The sequence below is a fragment of the Streptomyces sp. NBC_00353 genome, assembly GCF_036108815.1.
Taxonomy (GTDB): domain Bacteria; phylum Actinomycetota; class Actinomycetes; order Streptomycetales; family Streptomycetaceae; genus Streptomyces.
Map to the genome: position 1 here is coordinate 3801457 of NZ_CP107985.1, position 24059 is coordinate 3825515.

Annotated in this window: 18 protein-coding genes; 7 read left to right on the forward strand and 11 right to left on the reverse strand. The window is 69.6% G+C overall.

Annotated features, from left to right (window positions below; translation table 11 throughout):
• Positions 1-540 precede the first annotated feature (540 nt).
• From OHA88_RS17190 to OHA88_RS17200, 3 genes are all read left to right on the forward strand, one after another.
• A complete protein-coding gene (locus OHA88_RS17190) occupies positions 541-2940 on the forward strand; it encodes a SpoIIE family protein phosphatase (RefSeq protein ID WP_328626180.1) in 2400 nt (799 codons plus the stop codon).
• A 364-nt stretch (positions 2941-3304) separates the two neighbouring features.
• Positions 3305-4186, forward strand: a complete 882-nt coding sequence (locus tag OHA88_RS17195) for a peptidase S1 (RefSeq protein ID WP_328626181.1) — start codon at positions 3305-3307, stop codon at positions 4184-4186.
• 562 nt (positions 4187-4748) lie between these two features.
• The gene (locus OHA88_RS17200; RefSeq protein WP_425895870.1) at positions 4749-5618 is read left to right on the forward strand and encodes a terpene synthase family protein; all 870 of its coding nucleotides are present in this window, start codon (positions 4749-4751) and stop codon (positions 5616-5618) included.
• 189 nt (positions 5619-5807) lie between these two features.
• On the opposite strand, the gene OHA88_RS17205 is transcribed toward OHA88_RS17200, so the two are convergent.
• Positions 5808-6023, reverse strand: a complete 216-nt coding sequence (locus OHA88_RS17205) for an EF-hand domain-containing protein (RefSeq protein ID WP_018102550.1) — start codon at positions 6021-6023, stop codon at positions 5808-5810.
• Between the two features lie 140 nt (positions 6024-6163).
• Between OHA88_RS17205 and OHA88_RS17210 the strand changes: the two genes are divergently transcribed.
• Positions 6164-6805 (forward strand): GNAT family N-acetyltransferase, encoded by a 642-nt coding sequence (locus tag OHA88_RS17210; protein ID WP_326605857.1) that lies wholly within the window; start codon positions 6164-6166, stop codon positions 6803-6805.
• 47 nt (positions 6806-6852) lie between these two features.
• Here OHA88_RS17210 and OHA88_RS17215 read toward each other — a convergent pair whose 3' ends face one another.
• The 6 genes from OHA88_RS17215 to OHA88_RS17240 all read right to left on the reverse strand — a co-directional run bounded on the left by OHA88_RS17215 (position 6853) and on the right by OHA88_RS17240 (position 13680).
• Positions 6853-8052 carry a YVTN family beta-propeller repeat protein gene (locus OHA88_RS17215; protein ID WP_328626183.1) on the reverse strand — a complete coding sequence of 400 codons (1200 nt, stop codon included), beginning with the start codon at positions 8050-8052 and terminating at the stop codon, positions 6853-6855.
• The gene (locus OHA88_RS17220; RefSeq protein WP_328626184.1) at positions 8052-8882 is read right to left on the reverse strand and encodes a polysaccharide deacetylase family protein; all 831 of its coding nucleotides are present in this window, start codon (positions 8880-8882) and stop codon (positions 8052-8054) included. Before OHA88_RS17220 ends, OHA88_RS17215 begins: the two co-directional genes overlap by 1 nt.
• Positions 8883-9304: 422 nt before the next feature.
• On the reverse strand, positions 9305-9820 hold the full coding sequence (locus tag OHA88_RS17225; protein ID WP_328626185.1) for an ATP-binding protein: 516 nt from the start codon (positions 9818-9820) through the stop codon (positions 9305-9307).
• A gap of 251 nt (positions 9821-10071) precedes the next feature.
• The gene (locus OHA88_RS17230) at positions 10072-10839 is read right to left on the reverse strand and encodes an enoyl-CoA hydratase/isomerase family protein (RefSeq protein WP_030931038.1); all 768 of its coding nucleotides are present in this window, start codon (positions 10837-10839) and stop codon (positions 10072-10074) included.
• A gap of 87 nt (positions 10840-10926) precedes the next feature.
• Complete coding sequence (locus OHA88_RS17235) at positions 10927-12180, reverse strand: L,D-transpeptidase (RefSeq protein ID WP_328626186.1); 1254 nt, start codon at positions 12178-12180, stop codon at positions 10927-10929.
• A 231-nt stretch (positions 12181-12411) separates the two neighbouring features.
• Positions 12412-13680 (reverse strand): L,D-transpeptidase, encoded by a 1269-nt coding sequence (locus tag OHA88_RS17240; protein ID WP_328626187.1) that lies wholly within the window; start codon positions 13678-13680, stop codon positions 12412-12414.
• A gap of 151 nt (positions 13681-13831) precedes the next feature.
• On the opposite strand from OHA88_RS17240, the gene glgX reads away from it, so the two are divergent.
• On the forward strand, positions 13832-16099 hold the full coding sequence (gene glgX, locus OHA88_RS17245) for a glycogen debranching protein GlgX (protein WP_328626188.1): 2268 nt from the start codon (positions 13832-13834) through the stop codon (positions 16097-16099).
• A gap of 42 nt (positions 16100-16141) precedes the next feature.
• Here glgX and OHA88_RS17250 read toward each other — a convergent pair whose 3' ends face one another.
• From OHA88_RS17250 to OHA88_RS17265, 4 genes are all read right to left on the reverse strand, one after another.
• Positions 16142-16792 (reverse strand): response regulator transcription factor, encoded by a 651-nt coding sequence (locus tag OHA88_RS17250; RefSeq protein WP_328626189.1) that lies wholly within the window; start codon positions 16790-16792, stop codon positions 16142-16144.
• A 68-nt stretch (positions 16793-16860) separates the two neighbouring features.
• On the reverse strand, positions 16861-18144 hold the full coding sequence (locus tag OHA88_RS17255) for a sensor histidine kinase (RefSeq protein WP_267001658.1): 1284 nt from the start codon (positions 18142-18144) through the stop codon (positions 16861-16863).
• A gap of 32 nt (positions 18145-18176) precedes the next feature.
• The gene (locus OHA88_RS17260) at positions 18177-18956 is read right to left on the reverse strand and encodes an ABC transporter permease (protein ID WP_267001660.1); all 780 of its coding nucleotides are present in this window, start codon (positions 18954-18956) and stop codon (positions 18177-18179) included.
• A 1-nt stretch (position 18957) separates the two neighbouring features.
• On the reverse strand, positions 18958-19890 hold the full coding sequence (locus tag OHA88_RS17265; RefSeq protein WP_328626190.1) for an ABC transporter ATP-binding protein: 933 nt from the start codon (positions 19888-19890) through the stop codon (positions 18958-18960).
• A gap of 142 nt (positions 19891-20032) precedes the next feature.
• On the opposite strand from OHA88_RS17265, the gene OHA88_RS17270 reads away from it, so the two are divergent.
• Both OHA88_RS17270 and OHA88_RS17275 read left to right on the forward strand, forming a co-directional pair.
• Positions 20033-21949 (forward strand): ABC transporter ATP-binding protein, encoded by a 1917-nt coding sequence (locus OHA88_RS17270; protein WP_328626191.1) that lies wholly within the window; start codon positions 20033-20035, stop codon positions 21947-21949.
• A gap of 98 nt (positions 21950-22047) precedes the next feature.
• Positions 22048-24027 (forward strand): ABC transporter ATP-binding protein, encoded by a 1980-nt coding sequence (locus OHA88_RS17275; protein WP_443044375.1) that lies wholly within the window; start codon positions 22048-22050, stop codon positions 24025-24027.
• The last annotated feature ends 32 nt before the right edge of the window (positions 24028-24059 follow it).

Below are 24059 nucleotides of genomic sequence, written 5' to 3' on the forward strand. Positions count from 1 at the left end.
ACGCGGGCGGCTGGGCCGGCCCGGGCACCCGTGCAACGACCTCGGCCGCCGGGGGCGACCCACCGTCATGTGCGGCCACGCCCCGGCTGTCGTACCTGGTCTCCGCGAAGACGTGTCCGCCGCCCGGTGCGGGGCGCTGCGTCCGACGGGGGCGGAGCATCGCGTCGTACGACGCGCAGGTGGTTCCGGTCGGCGTCCTCGACCGAGTCGACGCGGCCCTGCGCGTCATAGTGGCTGGTGGAGACCGTCTGGGCAGACCGGGCTGCCGCTGCTGGGAGGACAGCCGCTGGGAGGAGATCTCGTCACCGAGGACAGGGGCAGAACGGCAGGCTTCCCTCAGGCCGACGCATGACAGGGACCCGCTGGGGCCCGCTTGCGCTGCGCCGTGCCGGGCACCACGGCATATTGGGTAGGTGGGGCCCCCAGGAACTCCACGTTCCCTGCGGTAGCGGATGACGCCGGTGGGGTGCGACGGGCGCGGTGGACCGGGCGTGGCCGGGAGTGCGTCGAGGTGTTGTCCGTAAGGAGGCACTGGCACGGATGAGCACACGTGAGGACCCCGCCGGTTGCCAGGACGGGTCGGTTGCGGCGCAGGGCGCACGGCTGGTGGTGGATGACCACGGGGTCGTGGTCGAGTGGAGCTCGCAGGCCCAGGCCTTGCTCGGCTATTCGGCCGAGGAGGTGCTGGGGCGCCGGGTGGCGGTCCTGCTGACCGGGCTCGGTGAGCAGACGGATCCGGGGGCTTCCGAGGTGAGGAAGTCTGCCCGTGAGCCGGCCGTCCGCCATCGGTCCGGGCAGGCACTCGCGGTCGGCATCCAGGTGTGGCCCATAGTGGGTGAGGGCGATGCCGTGTGGTGGTCCGTGCTTCTGACCCCGGCGGGGGGTTCCGGTCGGCTGAGTATCGACAGCGCGGTATTGCGCGCGGTACTGACCCAGTCCCCGCTCGGCCTGCAGGTCCTTGATCCCGATCTGCGGCTCATGCGGTTCAACACCGCCGCGCCGGGTGTGCGCGGTCTGCTGGGCGAAGAGGTCATCGGCCGGCCGATTCGCGAAGTGGCACCGGGTGTGGTCGACGATGCGTTGGAGCGGATGCTGAGGGACGTCCTGGACACGGGTCGACCCGTGATCGACGTCGAGCATGCCGGGCGGCCACCCTCCGACCCCGATCACGAGCACATCTATTCCGTCTCGCTCTACCGTCTCCAGGACCGCGCCGGGGGCGTCCTCGGCCTGCTGACGGCATCGACCGACATCTCCGAGCGGCATCGGGCTCGCGCGGGCCTGGACCTGCTCCTCGACGCCAGCACCCGCATCGGCACCACCTTGGACGTGGGGACGACGTGCGAGGAACTGGTCGGGGTCGCGGTGCCGAGCCTGGCCGACATCGCCGTCGTGGACATCGTCGACGAAGTACTGCAGGGGATGGCTCCGCAACCCGGTCCGGTGAGCTCCCACGCCGTGCTGCGACGTGCGGCCTTCAAGTCCACCGAAGGGGAAATCGCATCGGTCGCCTACCGCGTCGGAGAGGTCAACCTCTCGTATCCCCGGTCCTTCCGGGACTGCCTGGCCGATCTGCAGCCCCGCCTCGTGCAGCACCTGGAGATCGACAGTGAGTGGTCCATACACGACGCCCGGCGCGCCGAGCTGATCCGCCGGACCGGGGCCCATTCGCTCATGGTCGTACCACTCACCGCCCGCGGGGTCGTCCTCGGCCTGGCCAGCTTCTACCGGACCACGACACCGGACCCGTTCGAGGAGGACATCCTCGCCCTCACGGCGGATCTCGGCGCCCGGGCCGCCCTGTGCATCGACAACGCGCGCCGGTACACCCGTGAACGCACCGCCGCCCTCATCCTGCGCTCCAACCTGCTGCCGGAGGCCCTGCCTGCCCAGAACGCCGTCGAAGTCGCCCTGCACCACGTGTCCGCCGCCGCAGGAGACTGGTACGACGTGATCCCGCTGTCCGGGGCGCGCGTGGCCCTCGTCGTCGGACACGTGCCAGGACACGGCATGCACGCCGCCGCCGCCATGGGCCAACTGCGCACCGCCATCAACACCCTGGCCGCCCAGGACCTGGCCCCCGACGAACTGCTCGCGGACCTCGACGACCTGGTGACGGGCGCCGCCGGCCACGGCGCGCCCGCGACCCGCACCCACCCGGCTCGCGAACAGGCGATCGGCGCAACCTGTGTGTACGCGGTCTACGACCCGATATCCCGGCGCTGCACGCTGGCACGCGCCGGCCATCCCGCCCCCGTCATCGCTTCCCCCGACGGCGTGGTGGGCATACCCGACGTTCCTGCCGGACCGGCACTGGGAAACGGCCGCCCGCCCTACGAAACGAGCGAGCTGGAAATCCCCGAGGGCAGCACCCTCGCCCTGTTCACCAACAGCCTCATCACATCCCACGACAGCGATCCGCAACAGGGTCTGACCCGACTGCGCCGCATCCTGGGCAACCCGCTCCCCGCACTCCAGGACACCTGCGACGCCATCATCCGTGCACAACACCCCATCACGCACGACAACGACGTCGTCCTGCTCCTGGCCCGCACCCGCGCCCTCGCCGCCGACCAGGTCGCGTCCTGGACCCTCCCCAACGACCCCTCCGTCGTCACCAACGCCCGCAGCCTCACCAGCCGGCAACTGGCCACCTGGGGGCTGCAGGAACTCGACTTCACCACCCAACTGTTGGTGAGCGAACTGGTCACCAACGCCATCCGCTACGCCACCGGACCCGTCCAGCAACGCCTGATCCGGGACCGGACCCTCATCTGCGAAGTCACCGACGACAGCAGCACAGCCCCCCACCTGCGCCAGGCGGATCTCGCCGACGAAGGTGGCCGCGGCCTGTACCTCGTCGCGCAACTGGCCGGCCGCTGGGGTACCCGCTTCACCGCCCGAGGAAAGACCATCTGGGCAGAACAGGCCCTGCCCTGAACCATCGGCCCTGACGCCGGCAGAGCCCCGGTCGGCCGGTACACCGCGGCTCTCGACCGGGTCGGCCAGGCGCTCACCGGGCGATGACCTCGGCTTCCCGCCGTTCGGCCGGCACCTCGTTCCGCCGCCCGGTCAGCATCTCGGTCAGGATCCGCCGCGCGCCCCGCATCAGCCGCGTGCCCGAGCATGCGGACGTACCCGGCCCTGCGGATCGCCCACTGCCCACGGCATCTGCGCCCGGCGCACGCCCTCTGACCGGGTGACAGTGCACATCATCTCTCCACGCCCGTCGTTGATCTTGCGAGTAAATCCACTTCGGGGACCGTCCCGTCGTTCCCCGGCCGACTCGATGGAGAACCATCAAATGAACTCCAGAATGCTCACCGTCGCCGCTGCACTGACCGTCGCAGGTCTCATCGGGGCCGGATCCGCCACGGCGGCGCCCGGAACGGTCTCGGGCGCCGGCGGCAACCGCATCGGAACGGTGCGTGCCAACGGCGACGCCCACGCCAAGGAGGGCGGCCTCAGCGCCAGCTGGAACCTGGAGAGCAGCAGCATCAAGCAGATCGCCCTCTCCGGCGACCGCATCGGCGTCCTCAAGGCCAACGGCGACGCGTACGTGAAGGACGGCGGCCTCGGCGCCACTTGGGTGAAGGAAGCCTCGAACGTCAAGCAGATCGCGCTCTCCGGCAACCGCATCGGCGTCCTCAAGGACAACGGCGACGCGTACGTGAAGGACGGCAGCCTCACCGCCGCCTGGGTCCACGAGGCCGCCAAGGTCAAGGAGCTGGAGCTGGCCGGCGACCGCATCGGCATCGTCCAGGGCAACGGCGACGCCTTCGTGAAGGACGGCGGCCTCAGCGCCGACTGGGTCTACGAGGGAGGCGACATCGTCGACATCGACCTGGCGGGCAACCGGATCGGGGTGTTCACGGGCGACGGCAGGGCGTACGTGAAGGACGGCAGCCTCAAGGCCACGTATGCGAAGGAAGGCAGCGACGTCATTCAGCTCGAACTCTCCGGCGACCGCATCGGCATCCTCAAGGACAACGGCAAGACGTACGTGAAGGACGGCGGCCTCAGCGCCGCCTGGGCCCACGAGGCGGACAACGTCATTCAGATCGCCCTCTCCGGCAACCGCATCGGCATCCTGAAGGGCAACGGCAAGACGTACGTGAAGGACGGCAGCCTGACCGCCGCCTGGGTCCACCAGGCGGACAACGTCACCGAGCTCGCCCTGTCCTGATCCATCGCCCTCGTCCGGGCACGGTGTTGTCCGGACGAGGGCACTCCGCCTGCCGGTCCGGCGGACGGCTCCCGGGCGATCCGGCCAGACCCGATGTTCCGGCCGGCGAGTCGCTCGATTCAACGGTTCACCAACTGCTCATAAGTGAGCAGGCGTTCATGGCGATCAAGCAGTTTCGGTCACGAACTGCTTCCCTCCACCGCTCTCTCAGGGTTCACTGGATGTGACGAGTGGTGACGCGATCGCTGTCCGTATGCGGTCCGCCGCCGTGGCGTACCGGCCCGGCTCCGATGCCCCGGCCCCGGCGGAGGAAAGAGGACAGCGATGAGCTCTCCCGGAAACGATCGCCCGCGCGCCTGCACTGATTCGTGAAAGCGACTCATTCCCATTCCCTGTTCGCAACGTTCAGACGAGGGGCACCATGAGCAAAATCACGCTTCCAGAATTTCATATGCCGTTCGAGAGCACGGGCTGCAATCCAGGCATTCAGGCAACCAAACAAGCCGCCTGGGATTGGGCGGCCGACAACGATCTCGTCCTGTCTCCGGTGGCTCGGAAGAAAATGATCCGGACGCGTCCGGAGCTCTGGATATCCCTGATATTCCCGGCGGCGTCGCAGGAACACCTCGATCTGTTCTGCCAGTGGCTCTTCTGGGCGTTCCTGGTGGACGACGAGTTCGACGACGGCCCGGCAGGCCGCGACCCGCACATGTGCGAGGAGGCCATCGCCCGACTGGTGGACGTGCTCGACGGAACCAGCGCGCCGAACGGCCCCATGGAGCACGCTCTCGACGGTCTGATGGCGCGGACCTGTGAGGGACGGTCGCTGCGCTGGGTCCGGCAGTTCCGCCGGGACACGGTCGGCTGGCTGTGGACGTACTACGCGGAGGCCGTCGACCGGGCCGCGGGCCATGTGCCGAGCACCGCCGACTTCGTGAAGCACCGCCGTGACTCGGTGGCCATGCAGCCGTTCCTCGACCTGCACGAGATCACTGCCGGAACAGATCTCCCGGAATCCGCCCGCTCCCTCCCCGCATATATCGCACTGCGCAATGCAGTGGCCGATCACTCGGGACTCTGCAACGACATCTGCTCATTCGAGAAAGAAGCCGTGCTCGGATACGAGCACAATACGGTCCGGCTCATTCAGCGGGACCGCGGCGGCACGCTCCAGGAGGCTGTCGACGAGGCCGGAATATGGCTGGCGAGGATCGCCGACCGGGTGCAGCGAGCGGAAAAGGAACTCGTCGAGGAGATAGAGGCCGCACGCATCGACGGTCCGGCACGCGCTGCCCTTGAGCGCTGCGTCCAGGACTACCGAGGGCTCGTCCGCGGAGACTTCGACTACCACGCGCGGGCGGAGCGGTACACCCGCCCCGACCTGATGGAAGTCGACGAACAGCACTCCCTGTCCCGGAACTTCGCTGCCTGACCGGCCGGGAGCGGGGCGCCGGGCCAGGCCTGAAACCGGACCGGCCTGATTCGGCCAGATCCGGCCTGATCCGAAAGAAGGCCCTCGCCAAGAAGGCCCTCGCCGAGGCAGTCGTCCAGGGGCGCCGGTTCCGTCACCGGCGCCCGCCGGCGGCCCCCGGCCGACCACGGCCGGGGGTCCTCCCGGCGATCAGCCCTTGTTCTGGGCAGCCCAGAACTCGTCGAAGGTGAGCAGACCGTCACCGTTCGCGTCGTGGGAGTTGATGACGGCCTGGGCCACCGGCTCGGTGACGTAGGGGTCACCCAGCTGAGCCATCACGCTCTTGTACTCGGCAGCCGAAATCAGCCCGTCGCCGTTGAGGTCGTACCGCTCGAATGCCTTGCGCGCCGACTCGATGTCCGCCACTGTTCCGCCCCTTCATCATGCCTAACTGACGGGGGCCAGATTAACGGGCGCGACCGGCGCCGATCGCGGCGGCCGGTCGTCCATCATGGGTGGGGTGTCCGCGGACGGCGGGCGGGGCCCGGTACCGGGGAGTGGGACGCTTGACGAAGGACGCACTGGCTCGGACCCTGACGGCTGCCGCGCACGGGCGCTTCCCCGCGCCGGACGGGGGCACGACGGTGGTGGCACAGCCGAACGCGCGGGACGCCGGGGTGCTGGCCTTCACCGCGCACTCGGTGGTGTTCACCGACGAGGATCCGGCATGGGTACGGGCCACGCTGGCCGCCACCCCCGGCGATCCGCTCGCCGCGACGATGAACCCGTACTTCCTGGGCGCACTGCTGGCCCGTACCGGACGGCACATGAACACCATCGATCTGCTGACGGTCGCGAGCGCGCTGCCGGGTGATCCCGACATCGGGCTCCGGGAGATCGAGGACCCGGAACATCCGCGGGTGGCACGGGCGATGAAGTACCGCGACGAGGTGCGGGTCTGGGCCGCCGACGGCGGTGTGCTGATTCTGGGCCGTGGGGTCGCCGGACGCTGGGAGACGGCGATCGAGGTGGCCGAGGAGGCGCGCGGCCGGCGGCTCGGGGAGCGGCTGGCGCGAGCGGCCCGCCAGTTGGTGCCGGACACGGTGGTCTGGGCGCAGCAGTCGCCGGGGAACGCCCGCAGCGTGCGGACGTTCCAGGCGGCGGGCTACCGGCCGGTGGGCTCGGAGGCGCTGCTGATCGCGGGCTGACCCGCGGCCCCCGGCGAACGGGCCAAGGGCGCCGGGGCGCCGGGCGATCAGCGGAAGACTCCGGTGTGGCCGAGCGAGTAGCGGCCCGGCTGCGGATAGACGGCGAGCCCATGAGGTCCGTTACCCACCGGGATCCGGGCGAGCTGCTTACCGGTGGCCGTGTCGATCGCGTACACCTCGGCGTTGTAACGCCCGGACAGCCAGAGGACCTTGCCGTCCGCCGACACGCCGCCCATGTCGGGGCTGCCGCCGTTCGGCAGGTGCCACTTCTTCGTCAGTTTCTTCTTCGCGAAGTCGAAGATGGAGATGGAGCCTTCACCACGGTTGGTGACGTACATCTCCTTGGAGTCGCGGCTGACGTACAGACCGTGGGCGCCCTTGCCGGTGCGCAGCAGCTTCGGGCCGGTGAACTTCTGCCCGTCCAGCACCCAGATGCCGTTCGCGATCATGTCCGCGATGTAGAACGTCCGGCCGTCCGGCGACAGCTTCACATCCTGCGGCATCGCGCCCTTGAGCGGCAGCTTCTGCCGGCCGACGACCTTCATCCTCGCCGTGTCGACCTTGAGGAGTTCACCGGAGAACTCGCAGGAGACGATGAAGTACCGGCCGTCCGTGGAGAAGTCGGCGTGATTGACGCCCGCGCAGTCGACCGGGACGGCTCTGGCCTCCTTCATGGTGTGCGCGTCGCGGAAGACCAGCTGCCGGTCCATCGAGGCCATCACGACGGCGTACTTGCCGTTGGGCGTGAAGTAGAGGTTGTACGGGTCGGAGACCGCGACCGTCCGCCCGGCCTTCCCGGTGGCCGGGTCGATGGCGGTGAGGCTGTCGCCGAGGTCGTTGTTGACCCAGAGCGTCTTCAGGTCCCAGGACGGGACGACATGCTGCGGCTGGTGGCCGACCGGGATGGTCTCGATGACCTTGTACGTCTTCGGGTCGATGACCGACACGGTGTTGGACTTGGTGTTGGGTACGTACACCCGCGCCGGGAAGTTCTTGACGACCGGTGACATCATTCCGGCCCGGTCGGCCGCGTACACATCCTCGGGATCGAGCACCGGCGGCATCCCGGCGAGCCCCGGCGGGGTGGCGCGCTTCGAGGTGGCGTTGTCCGGGACGACGGGCGGCGCGGCGGCCTCGGTGTCGGCGGTCTCGGCCTTCCCCTTCTCGGCGGGGGTGCCACAGCCAGCGAGTACGGCGATGAGTACGCCCCCGAGCAGGGCCGCGGTGCGCTTGGTGGAGGAAAGCATCAGGTCAGCAGCTCCGTGGTCGTCACCGCACGCAGTTGTCGGCGGTCGATTTCGGCGAGGAGGACAGGCAGTGCGGCAACCGTGTCCGCGTAGCCGAAGTGCAGGCTCACCACCGATCCGTTGCGGATCTCCCCGGTGACCTTGCGGGTGACGGCCGCAGCGCCGGGAGAGGTGAAGTCGAGGGAGTCCACGTCGTACGAGAGGACGTGCGGGTAGCCCGCCCGGCGCGCGAGGCGCTGGACGAGCGGAGTGGCGTACCGGCTGCGCGAGGGGCGGAACCACGTTCCGATGGAGCCGGTGAGCCGGCGCAGCCGCTGGGCGCAGCCGGTGATCTCCGCGTACGCCGCCGCCTCGCCCATTGCCGAGATGTCGACATGGCTCTGGGTGTGGTTGCCGAGGTCGTGCCCCCCGTCGAGGATCCGGCGGGCCATCTCGGGGTGCTCGTCGAGCCAGCTGCCGACGGCAAGGACGGTGACCCGGGCGTGGGCACGTTCCGCCTCGGCGAGCACGGCCCGGGCGATGGCCGGGTCACCCTGGCCGTGGAAGGTCAGCGCGACGCGGGGGCGGCTGCGAGGGCCGTGGTCGATCTGGACCGGCTGCCCGGGGAAGCGGTGCGCGGCGGGCGCGGAGTGCGGGGGCCGCGTGCTCGCGTCGCTCGTGCCGGTGGTCTGCGCGGGGGCGCCCGCGGGCGTCTCGGCGGAGGTCTTCGTGGAAGTGGCGACAGCGCCGTGCCCTTCCGTACATCCGGCCGCAAGGGCGCCGACCAGGGCTGCCCCTGCGCCCGCGCGCAGTGCGCTGCGGCGGTGCACCGATGTCTCGGAGGCGTTCATGAGCAGAACAGTAGGGGCGCAATGCCAGGAAGATGAAAATTGACCCCATTCATACCTATTCAGGGGAGCCCGGGGTATGCCACCCGCAACCCGGATGCTCGATGAATCACCCGTCGAATCGCATAGTCATTCATGCATTACCAGGCCAGTGACTCATCACACCTACGATTCACCGTCGAAGTGTCCCGTTATGGCCAGTTTCAACCGATTAGCGCTTTTGGCTCCACGGTCGCCCATCTGCCATAGTCGGTTCCACGACCCCCATTGACCCGGGCCAGGTCGTCCTACGCGGCCGTGAACACACCCCCCATTTCACGGTCCTCACACAGAAGCCCCCGAGGCGCCGTACCACGGCAGACCGGGGGCTTCTGTGCGTCATCCGGACGGGCAGGAGAAGCGGGGACCCGGGAGGCCGGACCGGCTCAGCGGTCGGAGATCCGCATCTCGAACCAGGTGGTCTTGCCGCGCGGCAGCAGATCCACCCCCCACCGGTCGGAGAGCTTGTCGACGAGGAAGAGGCCGCGGCCACTGATGTCCATCTCCTGGACCGGCATGAGACACGGCAGGCCGCGCGAGGGGTCGCGCACCTCGATCCTGATCCAGCCGCGGCGGCGCAGCATCCGGAGCCCGAAGACGCGGGCACCGGTGTGCCGTACCGCGTTGCCGACGAGTTCCGAAACGAGCAGAACGGCGTGCTCGGCGGTCTGCGGGGAAAGCGCCCACTGACGAAGAACCACGCACGAGGTGAGCCGACGAGCGGTCGCCGCGGACTCCGGACGGGACGGCAGCCGGACCTCGCCCTCCGTCGGATTTCCGAACAACTCCAGCGCCTTGAACGCCTGTTCGTCCTCGACAGCCGACATCCAGCGTGCCGCAGTCGCACCGCCGCGCTGTCGCGGCTGTTCCACACCCTCCAGGCCCGCCATGCACACCATCATGGCCGCACGACGGGCGCTCCGGGGCCGTTCCGAGGGAATCCCCACCCCGGAGACAGGCATTCCGTGCAGGTCGGTAGGCATATGCCAGTGGCAGAATGCATCTCTCGACACCCACTCCGACCTGCACATATATGCCGCTCGAACGGGATTGCCCCGGTCATCGGAATGCCGAGCCTTAAGGTTGCCTTAAGGCTCAGCTAATCCGCCCACACGGATGAACCCACGGCCGTCTGTACCCAACTGGCTTTCGGTCAGAGGAACTTGGCCTTGCCCGGACCCTCTTCGACAAAGCTGCGCATGCCGCGCTCACGGTCCTCCGTGGCGAACAGACCGGCGAACCAGTTCCGCTCGATCGTGAGCCCGGTGTCGATGTCGGTCTCCAGCCCCGCGTCGATGGACTCCTTCGCGGCGCGCAGTGCCAGGGCAGGCCCCTTGGCCAGCCGCGCGGCCCAGGCGTGCGCCTGCTCGTACACCTCGGCCGCCGGCACCACCCGGTCCACCAGACCGATCGTCAGGGCCTCCTCGGCCTTCACGTGGCGGCCGGTGAAGATCAGGTCCTTGGCCTTGGACGGGCCGACCAGCCGGGCCAGCCGCTGGGTGCCGCCCGCACCGGGGATCAGACCGAGCATGATCTCGGGCTGGCCCAGCTTGGCGTTGTCGGCGGCGATCCGGAAGTCGGCGCAGAGCGCCAGTTCGCAGCCGCCACCGAGCGCATAGCCGGTGACCGCGGCGACGACCGGCTTGGGGATCCGCGCCACCGCGGTGAAGGAGTCCTGCAGCGCCTTGGACCGTACGACCATCGCCGCGTGGTCCATGGCCTGCATCTCCTTGATGTCCGCTCCCGCCGCGAACACCTTCTCGCCGCCGTAGAGGACGACCGCGCGCACATCGTCGCGCCGGGTCGCCTCCTCGGCGAGTTCACGCAACCGGTCCTGGGTGGCGACATCCAGGGCGTTCATGGGCGGGCGGTCCAGCCGGATCGTGCCGACACCGTCGCTTGCTTCGAGGGTTACCGTCATGGGAGGCAGGTTAACCGGCGCTAACGACGGCGGGCCCGGTGCTGTTGGTCACAGCACCGGGCCCGCCGTCGTGTCGTACGTCGCGAACTACTTGGTCCACTCCGCCCAGCTCATGTTCCAGCCGTTGAGACCGTTGTCCGGCTGGATCGTCTTGTCCTGGGAGTTCTTCACGACCACGACGTCGCCGATGATCGAGTGGTTGAAGAACCAGGCCGCCGGGGTCGTCTTGCTCCAGCCACCGCGTACGTCCTGCAGACCGACGCAGCCGTGGCTGGTGTTGGTCGAGCCGAACACGCCGGGCCCGCCCCAGTAGTTGCCGTGGATGAACGTGCCCGACGTGGACAGCCGCATCGCGTTCGGCACGTCCTTGATGTCGTACTCGCCGCCGAATCCGACGGTGTCGCCGTTCATCCGGGTCACCTTGAGCTTCTCACTGATGACCATCTGTCCGTTGTACGTGGTGGTCGCCGGGGCGCCCGCGGAGATCGGGATGTTCCTGAGCTGCTTGCCGTCGCGGACGACCTTCATGCGGTGCGTGCTCGCGTCGACAGTGCTGACCTGGCGGCGGCCGATGGTGAACGAGATCGTCTTGGCCTGCTTGCCGTAGACCCCCGGGCGTCCCTCGACCCCGTCGAGGTTGAGCTTCACGGTCACCTTGGTGCCCGCCGCCCAGTAGTTCTCGGGGCGGAAGTCGAGACGGTCGTTGCCGAACCAGTGGCCCTCGACGGGGACGGACGGCTCCGCCGTCACCTCGATGGCCTTCTCGACGGCGTCCGGGTCGGTGATGCCGCGAGTGAAGTGGATCGAGACCGGCATGCCGACGCCCACCGTGGAGCCGTCCTCCGGCGTGTACTGCCCGATGAAGGTGTTCTTCGGGACCAGTGTGGTGAAGGTGGTGTCCTTCGCCGACTGACGGCCCTTCGAGTCCTTGGCGATCGCGTGGACGCTGTACTTCGTCGCCGCGGCCAGGTGCTGCCCGGGCTCCCAGCTCGTGCCGTCCGCCGCGATCTCGCCCTCGACCTCGACGCCCTTGGGGTCGGCGACCTTGACCGTGGTCAGCTTGCCCTGCTCGGCGGAGATCTTCAGTGCCCCGCTGGTGGCGACGGAGTCGGCGCCGTCCTTCGGCGCGACGGTCACCACCGCCTGCGAGGCGGTGGTGTCCTCGTTCTTGCCCCCACCGGTGTTCTTGCCCTTGCTCCCGGCATCGGTGTCTCCCCCACCGCAGGCCGTCACCAGCAACAGCAGCGCTCCCAGTACCAGAGCCAGCAGTCCGGTGGTCCCCCGACCACGTCGCCTGCCGTTCGCCCCGACCGATGCCCCCGATATCGGCTGCCCGTTCAATGTGGTCGTCTCCCCTCACACGGCCTGGCCCCGCCAAGGCCCAGGGAGCCCGCAAGCTCCCACCCCCGCGCGCTGCTCATGCGCGCTCAGCGAAAGGTAACCACACCGACCGTGGGGAGATCTCCCCCAGGATGTCACCGTTCAGTCCCAAGTTGGTGCGGAACTTCCCCAGGTGACGCATGGTTCGGAGCGCTGCGCGGGAGTGTCCGGTGCGAGTCCGGCCGATCCGGGTCAGTGGAGCGCGGAGCCCGCCCGCCACTGGATCCAGTTCAGATTCCAGCCGCCCAGACCGTTGTCCGGAGCGACCTGCTTGTCCTCGGAGTTGACGACCTCGACCACGTCCCCGACGATCGTCCGGTCGAAGAACCAGCCGGCCGGGGTGTCCCCGCTGCCGCCCTTCACATCCTGCAGCCCGACACAGCCGTGGCTGACGTTCGCCGAGCCGAAGACGGCACCGCCCGCCCAGTAGTTGCCGTGCACGAAGGTGCCGGAGTCAGTGATCCGCACGGCATGCGGAACGTCCTTGATGTCGTACTCACCGCCGAAGCCGACGGTCCGGCCGTCCATCCGGGTCACCTCCTGCATCTCGGTGACCACCATCTTCCCGTTGTACGTGCTCGAAGCCGGGGCACCCGCCGTGATCGGGACCTTGGACAGCAGCCGGCCGTCGCGGCGTACCTCCATGGTGTGGTCGGCCACGTCCACCCTGGACACCTGCGAGCGGCCCACCGTGAAGGTGACCGTCCTGCGCTGGGTGCCGAACACACCGGGCGCGCCCTCCACATCGTGCAGCGCCACCGCGACGGTGACCTCGGTGCCCGGCTTCCAGTAGGCGGCCGGGCGGAAGTCCAGCCGGTCGCCGCCGAACCAGTGCCCCACCACCTCGACCGCAGGCTCGGCGGTGATCCGGATGGCCCGCTGCACCGCCGCACGGTTCGTGATGACGCGGTCGAAGCGGAAGGAAACGATCATGCCGGTGCCGACGGTCGACCGCTCGTCCGGCTCGAAGCTGCTGGTGAAGCGCTGCTGGGGGACCGCGGTGGTGAAGGTGGAGTGGCGGGCCGAGCGGCGCCCCGCACCGTCCACGGCCACCACGTCGACGCTGTACTTGGCGGACAGGCTGAGCCGGCCCGAGGCGCCGCGCGGGGTCCAGGAGAGGCCGTCCTGCGAGATCAGACCCTGCATCTCGCGCTGTCCTGCGTCCTTGCTCCGCTCTGCGTTCGCGGGCGGCTCAGCGACCTCGATCTGCGTCACCTTGACGTGTTCCAGCCGCCCGTCGGAAACCTTCACCTCGACCCGGGCGTCCGGCCTGATGTCCTTGGCCCCGTCCGTCGGGGTGATCCTGATCGCGTACGGCAACGACCGCGGCTTCCCGTTGATGAATGGTTCCCCGTCGGTGCAACCTGTCAGTACGCCCAGTACGGCCAGTACGGCGAGCAGTCCTGCCCATGTCAGCACGGTGGCCGGGCTCGCTCCTGCCTTCTTCGCGTTGTGGTTCACGTTCCCCCAACGACCGGAGCGGCCGGGGGAAACGTGAGTGCGGGCCCTGCCCTGGGCAGAACAGAGGGAGGACCACACTCGAGGAGCCACGGCCGGGACGCCGTGCGCTCCTCTTCGGTGCCGGGTCCGGACGAGCCGCGGGAGGCTGAGAGTGTCGAGCGCAGCCGAGCAGGAGACAGTGCCAGGGCCGGTCAGGGAGGCGGTGGAGCGGACAGCGGAAGAGGCGGGGACCGGCCCGGGGAGCGGGCGGGTCCCTTCCGGCGGGCAGCAGCAGCCGGCCGTGTGGCCCGGTGCGCCGATGCCGCTCGGGGCCCGCTTCCGGGTGGGGCCCGACGGGGTGGCGGGCACCAACTTCGCGCTCTGGGCGGGCGGCGCCGAGGCCGTCGTGCTCTGCCTCTTCGACGAGGAGGGGAACGAGACGCGCCTCCCGCTGACCGAGCTGACCCATGAGGTCTGGCACGGCTTCGTGCCGGGCGTGCGGCCGGGCCGGCGGTACGGCTACCGGGTGCACGGCCGCTGGGACCCGTGGACGGGTGCCCGGTGGAATCCGGCGAAGCTGCTCCTCGATCCGTACGCACGGGCCGTGGACGGCTCATTCACCCTGCCGGCCGAGGTGTACGGCCATGTGAGGGACTGGCCGCAGCAGCAGGTCGCCGACACCGTGCGCGACGAACGGGACTCCGCTCCGTTCGTGCCCAAGGGTGTCGTCGTCCACGACGACGACGACTGGGCGGAGGACCGGCGGCCCAAGACCCCGTGGGCGGACTCCGTCATCTACGAGCTGCATGTACGCGGCTTCACCAAGCTGCACCCGGGGATCCCCGAGGAGCTGCGCGGCACGTACGCCGGTCTCGCTCATCCGGCGGCCGTCGGCCACCTGCAGCGGCTCGGCGTGACAGCGGTGGAGCTGCTGCCGGTGCATCAGTTCGCCCATGAGGACCATCTGCTCCGGCGCGGGCTGCACAACTACTGGGGCTACAACTCGATCGGCTACTTCGCCCCGCACGCGGACTACTCGGCCAGCGGTACGGGAGGCCAGCAGGTCGGCGAGTTCAAACGCATGGTGCGGGCGCTGCACGACGCCGGGATCGAGGTGATCCTCGATGTGGTCTACAACCACACGGCGGAGGCGAGCGAACTGGGACCGATGCTGTCGCTGCGCGGCATCGACAACCGCGGCTACTACCGGCTCCAGTCCGACGCACGCAGATACGCCGACTACACCGGCTGCGGCAACACCCTGCACGTGGTGCAGCCGCACGTGCTGCGGCTGATCACGGACTCGCTGCGGTACTGGGTCACGGAGATGGGCGTCGACGGGTTCCGCTTCGATCTGGCGGCGGCGCTGGCCCGCTCGATGCACGACGTCGACATGCTGTCCCCGTTCCTCGCGGTGATCGCCCAGGACCCAGTGCTGCGCCGGGTGAAACTGATCGCCGAACCGTGGGACGTCGGCAACGGCGGCTACCAGGTGGGCGCGTTCCCGCCGCTGTGGACCGAGTGGAACGACCGCTACCGGGACGCCGTGCGGGACTTCTGGCGCGGCGCCCTGCCCGATGTACGGGATCTGGGCTATCGGCTGACCGGATCCAGCGATCTCTACGCATGGGGCGGCCGCCGGCCGTACGCCTCGGTCAACTTCATCACCGCGCACGACGGCTTCACCCTGCGCGATCTGGTCAGTTACGAGCAGAAACACAACGAGGCCAACGGAGAGGGCAACCGGGACGGCACGTCGGACAACCGGGCCTGGAACTGCGGCGCCGAGGGCGGGACCGACGACCCCGGCATCAACGCCCTGCGCCGCCGCCAGCTGCGCAATCTGCTCACCACGTTGCTGCTGTCGACCGGGGTGCCGATGCTGGTCGCGGGCGACGAGATGGGCCGTACGCAGGGCGGCAACAACAACGCGTACTGCCAGGACAACGAGGTCAGCTGGCTGGACTGGTCCCTGCTCGACCAGCCCCAGTGGCGGGAGCTGACCGAGCTGACGGCCCGGCTGCTCGCGCTGCGCCACGCCCATCCGGTGCTGCGCCGCCGGGCGTTCTTCTCCGGCCGGGCGCAGGCCGCGGACGGGCTGCGGGACCTGGCGTGGTTCACCCGGCAGGGTAAGGAGATGACGGAGACGGACTGGTACGCACCGGCCGCGACAATCGGTCTCTATCTCTCCGGGCGCGACATCCCGGGCCGGGACGCACGCGGCGAACAGGTCACCGACGACAGCTTCCTGGCGATCCTGCACGCTGCCGACCGCCCGATCAGCTTCCGGCTTCCGGGGCCGCCGTGGGCGCAGGCGTACGAACTGGTGCTGGACACCTCGCAGGAGGACCAGTCGACCGCGCCGGCGACGGTGCACCGGGGCAACGAGCTACTGACGGTGCCGGCGAGGGCGGTGGTGCTGCTGCGCGTCAGGGAGTGAGCAGGGAGCGAAGGGCGTGCGGATACGGACGGCGGGGGCAGGTCAGCCGAGGATGCCGCGGTCGTAGGCGACCGCGACAGCCGCGGCGCGGTCCTTGGCGCCCAGCTTGCCGAAGATGTGCGTGAGATGGGTCTTCACCGTTGCCTCGCTGATGAACAGTTCGGCGGCGATCTCCCGGTTGGAGGTGCCCTTGGCGACGAGTTCGAGCACCTGGCGCTCGCGTGCGGACAGCGACTGGTCGGCGGCGCCGGCGGGCATGCGTACCCGGTTGATCAGCCGGGAGGCGACCGCGGGAGACAGCACGGTGCGACCGTCGGCGGCGGCGCGGACGGCGGTGAACAGTTCGTCGCGGGGCGCGTCCTTGAGCAGGTAGCCGGTGGCTCCCGCTTCGATCGCCGGGAGGGTGTCGGAGTCGGTGTCGTACGTGGTGAGGACGAGCACCTTGGAACGGGCGCCGCGCCGGGTGAGTTCGGCGATTGCCGCGACTCCGCCGCCGCCCGGCATCCGCAGGTCCATCAGGACGACGTCGGGGTCCAGGCGGGCGGCGAGATCGACTCCCTCGACGCCGTCGGCCGCCTCGCCGAGCACCTCGAAGCCCGGGGCCGACTCGAACATGCCCCGCAGACCGTCCCGTACGACGGGGTGGTCGTCGACGACGACGAGGGTGATGGTGCGTGCGGTTTCGTCAACCATGGCGTTTCCACCGTACGCGGTGCTCGGATACGCGGTGCTCGGATACGCATGGCTCGGATACGCGATGTTCATTGCTGAGGAACCAGTGGGACGCGGGCGCAGACCACCGCTCCGTTGCCCGGTTCCGACTCCACCACGACGGCTCCCGCCATGCGTTCGGCGCGGGCACGCATACCGCCGAGACCGAAACCGTCCGAGCCCCGGTACGGCGGCAGGGCGACCGGGTCGAAGCCGCAACCGTCGTCCCGTACGTCCAGGGTGACTTCGTCGCCCATGAAAGAGAGCGTGACGCCGACCCTGGTGGCCCCGGAGTGACGGCCGACATTGGCGAGGGCTTCCTCCGCGATCCGGAGCAGGGTGGCGCCGACCTCGTCGTGCAGCGGCTCGGCGGTGCCGGTGACCGTGCACTCGGCGCGTACACCCGTGCGTTCCGCCCAGCTCGCGACGGTCTTCCCGAGTGCCTCGGGGAGGTCGTCGTGGGCCAGTGCGGCGGGGACCAGATTGCTCACGGACCGGCGTGCCTCACCGAGGCTGTGGCGGGCGAGTGCGGCGGCGCGGTCGAGGTGTACGCGGGCCGTCGCAGGATCGGACTCGGCGGTGGAGGTGACCACCTGGAGCTGGGCGATGATGCCGGTCAGCCCCTGGGCGATCGTGTCGTGAATCTCCGCGGCGAGCCGGCTCCGTTCGTCGGCGACCCCCGCCTCGCGTGCCTGGACGAGGAGTTGGGCGTGCAGGCCGGCGTTCTCCGCCAGGGCCTGTTCGAGACGGGCGTTGGCGGACTCCAGTTCGTCGATGATGTCGAGCTGGGTGCGGGCGTGCTCGGCCTCCCGGGTGCCGATCTGCGCGAAGACGAGGATGAGGGTGCCGTGCAGGGTGAACAGGATGCCGAAGGCCGCCCAGTTCGTCGGCGTGTCCGGCGGGAAGCCGCTGCCGCACTGGGAGCCCGCCATGGTGACGGCATTGGCCAGCATCCCGACCCGTGCGGCCCGCCTGGAGAGGAGGCTCCCCGCGTCGAAGTAGCTGAGGACCGCGTACATCGAGAAGAACGGGCTGCACCAAGACAGTACGAAGGCGAGGAGTGTGCGTACGACGAAGTAGACCGGCGCGGCCCACGACCGCCTGGAGGGCCGGTGCCGGATCCGGCTCCACCAGATCTGGAGCGCCAGCGCCACCGGGACCAACACCCCGGCCACGTACATCCCGGTACGGCTCATGACGAGGTCGGCGGACATCGCCGAGATGACGGTGGCCAGCCCCAGCAGACCGTACGGCCCGTACCGGAAGAACCACTCCCACCACTGCTCGGCCGTCCTGCCTGCTGCGGTATCACCGCCGGTACGCACCGTCCCCATGCGGTCAGTCTGCCCCGGCCCGGCCGGCCGCGTTACTTCCACCGGAACCAACGGGTCGCCGCGGCAGCCGTCAGGGCGGTCCACAGGGCCATCACCCCCAGATGCGCCCAGCTCGGCCAGCCGCCGGAGGCTGCCCTGTCCAGTGCCTGGGAGGCCGCGCCGAAGGGGGTGCACTGGACGATCCGGCGGAGGGTGCCCGGCATCGCCTGGACCGGTACCCAGACACCGGCCGTGAACATCATCGCGAGGTAGACGACCGAGCCGACGGCGGCGGAGGCCTTGGTGGTGGCGGAGAGGGCGCTGACCATCGCCCCGAGGGAGAGAACGCTCGCGGTCGCCAGGAGCAGGGCCAGCAGATAGCCGACGGGCTGACCGGGCAGCCGCACGTCGAAGGCGATGCGGCCGACGGCCATGACCAGCACGGCCGAACCCAGGGCGGCCGCGCCGTGGAGGGCGACCTGCGCGGTGAGCAGGGCGGACGGCCGCACCGGAGTGGTCGACATACGGCGCAGGATGCCGCGTTCGCGATAACCGGTGAGGACGGGCGGCATGGCCTGCAGCCCGGCCATGATCATGGCGAGCAGTACGGCCACCGGCACATACAGGTCGATGACGCGGCGGCCGCCGAGGGCGTCCTCGGGATGCCGGAAGGACGGGACCAGCCCGAGGATCGTCATCAGGACGGTGGGAAAGACGAGGATCCAGAAGAGACTGCCGGGCTCGCGGAGAAAGAGCCGGGTCTCGCACTTGAGGACGGCGAAAGAGGGGCTGCCGGGCGCCGGAGAGGTTGATGCGAGGGAGGTGGTGGGCATCTCAGACCGCCGTTTCCTTGTCTGCTTCGGGTTCTGGCTCTGTCTCGGTGAGATCGAGGAAAGCGTCGTCCAAGGTCGCTTCGGTGACACGCAGTCGGTGTGCGGTGATGCGGTGCCGGGCCAGCAGTGAGATCACCGCGTTGACGGTCTCGTCGGTGCCGTTGATGACGATCCGGCCGCCCTTCTGCTCGGCCGACGCCGCTCCGGGGAGCTCCGCCAGATCGCCGGTGGCGAGGGGCTGCGAGGGGGTGAAGGAGATGGCGGTGGTGCTTCCGGCTCTGCTGATCAGGCCGGACGGGGTGTCGAGGGCGACGGCCTTCCCCTTGTCGATCACGGCGATCCGGTCGCAGAGCCGCTGGGCCTCCTCCATGAAGTGGGTCACGAGAAGGACGGTCACGCCACTGTCCCGTACCTCTTCGATCAGTTGCCAGGTGTCACGGCGGGCCCGGGGATCAAGTCCGGTGGTCAGCTCGTCGAGCACCACGACCCGCGGGTTGCCGACCAGGGCGAGGGCGATGGACAGTCGCTGCTTCTGACCGCCCGACAGCTTGGCGAACCGCGTGGTGAGCTTGGTGTGCAGACCGAGCCGTTCGGCCAGGGTCCGCCACTCGGCGGGGTGCGGGTGGAAGGCGCTGTACAGCTCCAGCGCCTCGCGCACCGTCAGCTTGGCCTGCAGCTCGCTCTCCTGGAGCTGGGCTCCCAGCAGGTGTGTCACTCGCCCGTGGTCGGCGACCGGGTCGAGTCCGGCGACCCGGACCGTGCCGGCATCGGGGACGCGCAGTCCCTCGACGCATTCGACGGTCGTGGTCTTGCCCGCGCCGTTGGGGCCGAGGATCCCGAAGATCTCCCCCTCGTCGACGGCGAAGGTCACTCCGTCCACCGCGGGGCGCCCGGCGTAGGCCTTGCGCAACCCGTTCACTTCGATGATGGCCATGGGTACGAGGGTCCTGCCGCGCGGGCCCGCGCGGCATCGTCCATCGCGCTGGAAACGGCATCAGCCGATCGGTTGACGCCGGGTGCGACCGCGCAGAAAACCAGATGAGGGATGTCAATGGTGAACCGTAGGCTCGCCCCTGATGCCCGAAAACCATGTAGAGCCCAAGGACCGGTCCGCCGCGCGCTCCCTGCTGCGGCTGTGGCCTTACGTGAAGCCTGTACGGATCCGCCTGTCCGGCGCGGCTGCCGTGGCGATCATCGCCTCCTGCCTCGGCCTGGTGATACCCCTCGTACTGAAGTGGATCGTGGACGGCCCGGTCGCGCACCACGATCCGGGCGGAGTCTGGCTCGGCGCGCTCTACCTGCTGTTGCTGGGCATCGTCGAGGCGCTGCTCTTCGGACTGCGGCGGTGGCTGGTGGCGCGGCCGCTGGCGGGCGTCGAGGCATCGATGCGGGCCGACCTGTACCGGCATCTGCAGCGGCTGCCGGTGGCCTTCCACGACCGGTGGCCATCGGGTCAGCTGCTGTCGCGCGGCACCACGGATCTGATGCTGCTGCGTATGTTCCTGGCCTTTCCGCTGACGTTCCTGCTGGTCAACGCCACCACGATCCTGGCCGGTTTCATCATTCTGCTGGTGCAGCAGTGGACGTTGGGATTGGTGCTGCTGGCTCCGGTGGTGCCGCTGGTGATCCTCTGCTCGGTCTTCGAGACGAAGTACGCGGTGGTGGCGCGCAAGGCACAGGACCAGGTCGGCGATCTGACGACGGTTGTCGAGGAGAGTGTGCTCGGCATCCGCATCATCAAGGGTTTCGGCCGGCACCGTAGCCAGGCCCTGGCCTTCCGTGGTCTCTCGCAGCGGCTGCGCGGTACGGAACTCGACAAGGCACGGCTGCTGGCCGGCATCTGGGCGTTCATCACCACCATCCCCGAGCTGGCGATCGGGGCGGCGCTGGTGCTCGGCACGATCCAGGTCGCGGACGGCGGACTGTCGGCGGGCACGCTCGTCGCATTCCTCTCGACGGCGCTGGCGCTGCGGTGGCCGGTCGAGTCGATCGGCTTCCTGCTGGCGATGAGCCAGGAGTCGGCCACGGCGACCGAGCGTTTCTTCGAGGTGATGGACGTGGCGGAGGAACGCGAGACGGCCGGGGAGTTGAACGAGGAACCGTCCGCGGGGACGTCCACGAAGTCATCCCCGGAGTCTTCCGCGGACGGCGGGATGGTCTTCGAAGGCGTCGAGTTCCGCTACCCGGACGCGGAGGCCGGCTCCGTACCCGTACTGACCCGGATCGATCTACGGATCCGCCCCGGCGAGACGATGGCCCTGGTCGGGGCCACCGGGTCCGGAAAGACGACGCTCACCGCACTCGTACCGCGACTGCACGACGTCACCGCCGGGCGGATCACGCTGGACGGTACCGACATCACCACCCTGCCGCGCGAACGGCTGCGTGAGCTGGTGTCCGTGGCGTTCGAGGAGCCGACGCTCTTCTCGGCCAGCGTCGGGGAGAACGTTCTCATGGGCGCCGAGGATGCCGGCGAGGACGAGTTGCGGCGGGCGCTGTCGATCGCGCAGGCCGACTTCGTGTACGACCTGCCGCACGGCATCGACACCCAGGTCGGCGAGCAGGGTCTCAGCCTCTCCGGCGGTCAGCGGCAGCGCCTCGCACTGGCTCGCGCCGTCGTCGGACAGCCGCGCTTCCTGGTGCTCGACGACCCGCTCTCGGCTCTGGATGTGCACACGGAGACGCTGGTGGAGGCCGCCCTGCGGCGCGTGCTGGAATCGACCACGGCCGTGGTGGTCGCCCACCGGCCGTCCACCGTGATGCTCGCCGACCGGGTGGCGCTTCTGTCGGAGGGCCGGATCAGCGCAGTCGGCACCCATCAGGAACTGCTGCGCAGCAACGCCGAGTACGCCTGGCTGATGTCCGGCGCCGGAAGCTCGGTGTCCGCTGAGCTCACCGACGACGTGACCGCCGGGGACGCCAGTACCGCATACCTGTCCGACGCCGGCGTGCGTGCCATGGACGTCCCTGCCGAGGAGGGCAGTACCCGATGACCGATGCGACGACAGGGTGTCCCACAGGGACGGACGGCGACGACGGGAACCGCCCCGGGGCCGGCCCGGAGTCGACGGCTTCCGCCACGAAGGGCGCAATGACAAACCCGGTCACGAGCCCCGGAGCGGGCACGAACACGGTCGCGGGCACGGCTACGGCCACGGAGATCAAGGCCCGCGACCTGAGCGGCACGGGTGCCGGGAAGGGTCCCGGGCAGGGCGGCGGCCCGCGGCCGAAGGCCGAAGCCACCGGCCTGGAACCCGACTCCGCCGTCGACGCCGGGGCCGGGGACCCCTTCGACCGGGACGACCTGCCCACTCCCCGGGGCGCCACCCGCACCCTGCTGGTGTCCCTGCTCGGCCCGCTCAGGGGCCGGGTGGTGGTCGCCGCGCTGTTCCTGCTGATCCAGCAGGCAGCCGTCCAGGCCGGCCCACTGCTCGTCGCGTACGCGATCGACAGCGGCGTGCCGGCGTTCCGGGACAAGGACTACGGACCGCTGATCGCCGTGGCCATCGGATACGCACTGTGTTCGGCGGCCGCGGGAAGCATGCAGTACGCGTTCATCCAGGCCTCCGCCCGGATCAACCAGGACGTGCTGCTCGATCTCCGCGGACGGATCTTCCGCCACGCGCAGGCGCTGAGTGTGGACTTCCATGAGCGCTACACCTCGGGCCGGCTGATCTCCCGCTCCACGACAGATGTGGAGTCGCTGCGGGAACTGCTCAGCGAGGGCCTGCAGGAACTCATCGGTGTCGTGCTCTCCTTCGTGTCCATCTCACTGATGCTCCTGTGGCTGGACTTCGATCTCGGTGCGGTCGCCGTCGTCTCGTTCGTACCGCTGTATGCGCTGGTGCGGCTCTACCAGCGGCGGGCCGGTGTGATCTTCGCTGCGCGGTCGACGGCTATCGCGGCGGTCATCGTGAAGTTCGCGGAGACGATGAACGGAATCCGTCCCGTCCAGGCCTTCCGCCGCGAGCGCACCAACGACGCCGAGTTCGACGGGCTCAACCAGCAGCACTGCCGGACCAACGGCAACGCGCTGCTGGAGATGGCGCGCTACGTCGTCGGCTCCCGGCTGGTCGCCAACACGGCGGTGGCCGGGATCGTGCTGTGGGGTGCGTACCGAGTCGCCTCCGGCGCTCTCGCACTCGGCGTGCTCGCGGCGGCCGTGCTCTATCTGCGACGGCTGTACGACCCGATCGACCGGCTCGGCATGTTCCTCAACTCCTATCAGTCGGCCGCGGCTTCGCTGCAGAAGATCGCAGGCCTGCTGGCCCAGACCCCCACCGTGCCGGAGACCGCGAACCCGCGGGAGCTGCCTGCCCGCACGGGTGAGCAGCCGGGCCGGGACGTCGTCTTCGACTCGGTGAGCTTCGCCTACCGAACGGGCGGCGAAGTGCTGCCCCGCTTCGATCTGACGATCCCGGCAGGCCAGACCGTGGCCGTGGTCGGCTCGACGGGCGCCGGGAAGTCGACGCTCGCGAAGCTGCTGGCCCGGTTCTACGACCCGACCGACGGCCGGGTGCTGCTGGACGGGACCGACCTCCGGGACCTCGCCACGCCCGAACTGCGGCGCGGTGTGGTGATGGTGACCCAGGAAGCCTTCCTGTTCTCCGGGACGGTCGCCGAGAACATCGCCATCGGCCGCCCGGACGCCACTCCCGAGGAGATCGAGCAGGCCGCGAAGGCGATCGGGGCGCACGACTTCATCAGCAGTCTGCCCGACGGATACGACACGGACGTGCGGAAGAGGGGCGGGCGGATCTCCGCCGGCCAGCGCCAGTTGGTCGCCTTCGCCCGCGCCCTCCTCGCCGACCCGGCGGTGCTGATTCTCGACGAGGCGACGAGCTCCCTCGACATCCCCGGCGAACGTGCGGTGCAGCGCGCCATGGACACGGTGCTGCACGGCCGTACCGCAGTGGTGATCGCCCACCGGCTGTCGACCGTGGAGATCGCGGACCGGGTGCTGGTGATGGAGCACGGCCGAATCGTGGAGGACGGCTTCCCGTCCGAACTCATCGGTGGGACAGGCCGGTTCGCAGGGCTCCACCGCGCCTGGCGGGAGAGCCTGGCCTGAGACCGACCGCGGGTGGCGGTCTCCCCCGTCGG

Coding starts and splice junctions, on each gene's coding strand:
- OHA88_RS17260 (WP_267001660.1), bottom strand. CDS start 18,956: ATGCCCACCACCTCCCTCGCATCAACCTCTCCGGCGCCCGGCAGCCCC.
- OHA88_RS17200 (WP_425895870.1), top strand. CDS start 4,749: ATGATCCGGACGCGTCCGGAGCTCTGGATATCCCTGATATTCCCGGCG.
- OHA88_RS17195 (WP_328626181.1), top strand. CDS start 3,305: ATGAACTCCAGAATGCTCACCGTCGCCGCTGCACTGACCGTCGCAGGT.
- OHA88_RS17230 (WP_030931038.1), bottom strand. CDS start 10,839: ATGACGGTAACCCTCGAAGCAAGCGACGGTGTCGGCACGATCCGGCTG.
- OHA88_RS17275 (WP_443044375.1), top strand. CDS start 22,048: ATGACAAACCCGGTCACGAGCCCCGGAGCGGGCACGAACACGGTCGCG.
- OHA88_RS17255 (WP_267001658.1), bottom strand. CDS start 18,144: ATGGGGACGGTGCGTACCGGCGGTGATACCGCAGCAGGCAGGACGGCC.
- OHA88_RS17220 (WP_328626184.1), bottom strand. CDS start 8,882: ATGAACGCCTCCGAGACATCGGTGCACCGCCGCAGCGCACTGCGCGCG.
- OHA88_RS17225 (WP_328626185.1), bottom strand. CDS start 9,820: ATGATGGTGTGCATGGCGGGCCTGGAGGGTGTGGAACAGCCGCGACAG.
- OHA88_RS17215 (WP_328626183.1), bottom strand. CDS start 8,052: ATGCTTTCCTCCACCAAGCGCACCGCGGCCCTGCTCGGGGGCGTACTC.
- OHA88_RS17270 (WP_328626191.1), top strand. CDS start 20,033: ATGCCCGAAAACCATGTAGAGCCCAAGGACCGGTCCGCCGCGCGCTCC.
- OHA88_RS17250 (WP_328626189.1), bottom strand. CDS start 16,792: ATGGTTGACGAAACCGCACGCACCATCACCCTCGTCGTCGTCGACGAC.
- OHA88_RS17265 (WP_328626190.1), bottom strand. CDS start 19,890: ATGGCCATCATCGAAGTGAACGGGTTGCGCAAGGCCTACGCCGGGCGC.
- OHA88_RS17190 (WP_328626180.1), top strand. CDS start 541: ATGAGCACACGTGAGGACCCCGCCGGTTGCCAGGACGGGTCGGTTGCG.